Raw genomic sequence first — 2,730 nt, 5'->3', positions numbered from 1 at the left:
TGCTCGACCGGCTCGTGGACTCCGGGAAGTCGGTCATCGTCATCGAGCACCACCAGGCGGTGATGGCGCACGCGGACTGGATCATCGACCTCGGCCCCGGCGCTGGCCACGACGGCGGCAAGATCGTCTTCGAGGGCACTCCCGCCGCACTCGTCGCGGACCGCTCCACTCTGACCGGCGAGCATCTTTCGGCGTACGTCGGCGCCTGAGCGCGGCCTGCGGGCAGGGGTCGGATACCAGGGCGGCCGCCCGGATTCTCTCGTTTGGGTACGAATTCGCAGATTGCTCACAGACGATCCACCGAGTCAGTAGCCTGCATTTGCTAGGCCATAAAGCCCGTGGCATGCGCATGCCACGGGCTTCCTGCCGTAAAGCGGCGTTGCCGAGATCAGAGAGGATCGTTGTACTGGGCATGAGCGATGCGGGGAGCGGGGTTCCTTCACCGCGGCCGCCCCGTGCCGAAACCAGGGCCGGTGGCGAGAGCGCACCTTCGCAATCCCCCATTTACGACGCGCTGGTGCGCGAGTGGCTCGACCAGGACCGGGAGGTGCCGCGCCCGCCCGCCCCGCGCTCACGCTCGCGCTGGGAGCGTGTCGATCCGCAGGACCTGTTCCACCGGGGCTGACCGGCTGTCGTAGCCGCGCGCGGGAGCGTGGTGCGCGTCCGCGTCGCGTCACGTGAGGTCGCGTCACCTGAGCGGGGTCGCGGGGTGGGCATGGGTGCTGAGCCAGCGGCAGATCGCGAGCGCGACCGTGTCGTCGAGCGTGCTCAGCGCGTCGATGGCCCGTGCGTCGTCGGGGTGGGGCGGAATGCCCGCCGTGGTGAGCGTGGCGAACAGGCTCAGACGGTGGCGGTCGCGGGGCGTGAGCAGCGCCGGGGGCGCCATGTCCAGGCGCTGCGTCGGGTCGGGCGGCGGAAGCATGAAGTCCGCCTCCGCGTCCCGGTCGGCGGCCGGCGAGATGGTGGCAGGTGCGGTCATGGCGGCTTCCTCACGACGGGCGGGCAGTGCCTGTGTCGGTCAGGAGGCAGGCGGGCGGCCCGCCGGTTGCAGCGGGAGAGCCGAGCCACCCGAACGCGCTAATCGCCGGGCCCCGCACGTCATATCAACTGCCCGTGCGCGCGCTGTGAGTTGCCGGACCGCCGGGCGGAAGACCCCGACCCGGGTCGGGGTCCCGGCAGGTGCCGGATCCTCCCAGCGGAGTAGACACAAACCCCTTGAATGCCACGTGAGTTGGAGGCATTCGGGCTTCCGGGATGAGTCGCGCGGCCGCGCGACGGGACAAGATCGCTCATGTCCCGCAATGTCCAGCGGAAGGAACACCCGCATGCGCAGACGACCGCTCGTCCCGCTGCTCGCCGTGAGCGTGATGGCCGCGCTGGCCCCCGGCCTGGCCGCCGCCGCTCCGGGCGCGCAAAGCCCCTCGGCACTCGCCTCGCCCGCCTCCACCGAGGCCGACGCCCTGCGCCCCTACACCCGGCAGAAGCCGGCCTGGAAGCGGTGCGGTCCCGACACCCCCGCCGCCTTCCGGTGCGCGACCCTGAAGGTTCCGCTCGACTACCGCAAGCCCGGCGGCAGGCAGATCGACGTCGCGATATCCCGGCTCAGGACCAGCGCCCCCGGAAAGCGCCACGGTGTGCTGCTCTCCAACCCCGGCGGTCCGGGAGGCCCCGGCCTGGAGTTACCGCTCGAACTGGACCGGCAGTTGCCCCGGCAGGTCAAGGAACGCTACGACCTGATCGGATTCGATCCGCGCGGCATCGGCCGCAGCACACCCGTCGACTGCGGGCTCAGCGCCGACGAGAACACGCTGCTGCGCCCGCTGAAAGCCTTCGAGAAGAACGTCGCCTGGGCCAGAGACCTGGCCGACAAGTGCCGCACGAAGGCGGGGGACACCGTCGCACACATCACCACCCGCAACACGGCACGCGACATGGACGTCCTGCGGGCGGTCCTGGGCGAGCGGAAGATCTCGTACATCGGCGTCTCGTACGGCACCGCCCTCGGCGCCGTCTACACGCAGCTCTTCCCCCGGCGCGCCGACCGGTTCGTCCTGGACAGTGCCGTCGACCCGGAGCGGATGTGGCGCGAGATGTTCCGGATCTGGGCCCCGGAGAGCGAGCGGGCGTTCCAGCGGTGGGCGAAGTGGACCGCCGCGCACGACGCGACGTACCGCCTCGGTGACACGCCCGCCGCGGTGAGCAAGTCCTTCTGGGACGTGGTCGCCAGGGCCGACCGTGACCCCGTCGTCGTCGACGGAACGCCGCTCGACGGAGCCGGGGTGCGCGACCTGGTGCGCCGGGAGTTCTTCACCGTCCGTACCGCGGCCGAGCGGGTCGTGAAGCTGAAGGAGGCCGCCGGGGGCGGCGTGGAGAGCCCCGACCCCTCCGAGCCCCTGCCGGAGGAGGACGTCTCGGGGGCCATGGCCGTGGTGTGCGGCGATGCGTCCTGGCCGCGCGACCCCGGGACCTACCTCAGGGACTCGATCCGCGACGCGGCGAAGTACCCGCTGTACGGGGACTTCGCGGCAGGTGTCCTGCCCTGCGCCTTCTGGGACAGGCCCGTTGAGCCCGTGACGGTGGTGGACAACGAGGTCCCGGCGCTGATCGTGCAGAACGAATGGGACTCGCAGACCCCCCTGACCACCGCACAGGCCATGCACCGGCAGCTGAAGGGCTCGCGCATGGTCACCGTCGACGAGGGCGAGGGGCACGGCGTCTACGGCACGAACC

The 2,730-nt window shown here is 71.2% G+C and carries 3 protein-coding genes; 2 read left to right on the top strand and 1 reads right to left on the bottom strand.

All coding sequences use genetic code 11. The features are described 5' to 3' along the window. Positions 1 to 209 (top strand): hypothetical protein (locus ACQKIP_RS44620; protein ID WP_427745612.1); only part of this gene is annotated, 209 nt, incomplete at its 5' end. A gap of 479 nt (positions 210 to 688) precedes the next feature. Here ACQKIP_RS44620 and ACQKIP_RS44615 read toward each other — a convergent pair. After that, positions 689 to 979, bottom strand: a complete 291-nt coding sequence (locus ACQKIP_RS44615) for a hypothetical protein (protein ID WP_365864606.1) — start codon at positions 977 to 979, stop codon at positions 689 to 691. 346 nt (positions 980 to 1,325) lie between these two features. Between ACQKIP_RS44615 and ACQKIP_RS44610 the strand changes: the two genes are divergently transcribed. After that, the coding region (locus tag ACQKIP_RS44610; RefSeq protein WP_427745611.1) for an alpha/beta fold hydrolase at positions 1,326 to 2,730 on the top strand (1,405 nt) is incomplete at its 3' end.

The sequence above is a fragment of the Streptomyces sp. NPDC059900 genome, assembly GCF_050270335.1.
Taxonomy (GTDB): Bacteria; Actinomycetota; Actinomycetes; order Streptomycetales; family Streptomycetaceae; genus Streptomyces.
Note: the sequence above shows the minus strand (reverse complement) of the source record. Positions and strands in the feature narration are given on the sequence as shown.

Excerpts from the sequence above, each read along its gene's own strand:
- ACQKIP_RS44615 (WP_365864606.1), bottom strand. The coding sequence starts at position 979 with ATGACCGCACCTGCCACCATCTCGCCGGCCGCCGACCGGGACGCGGAG.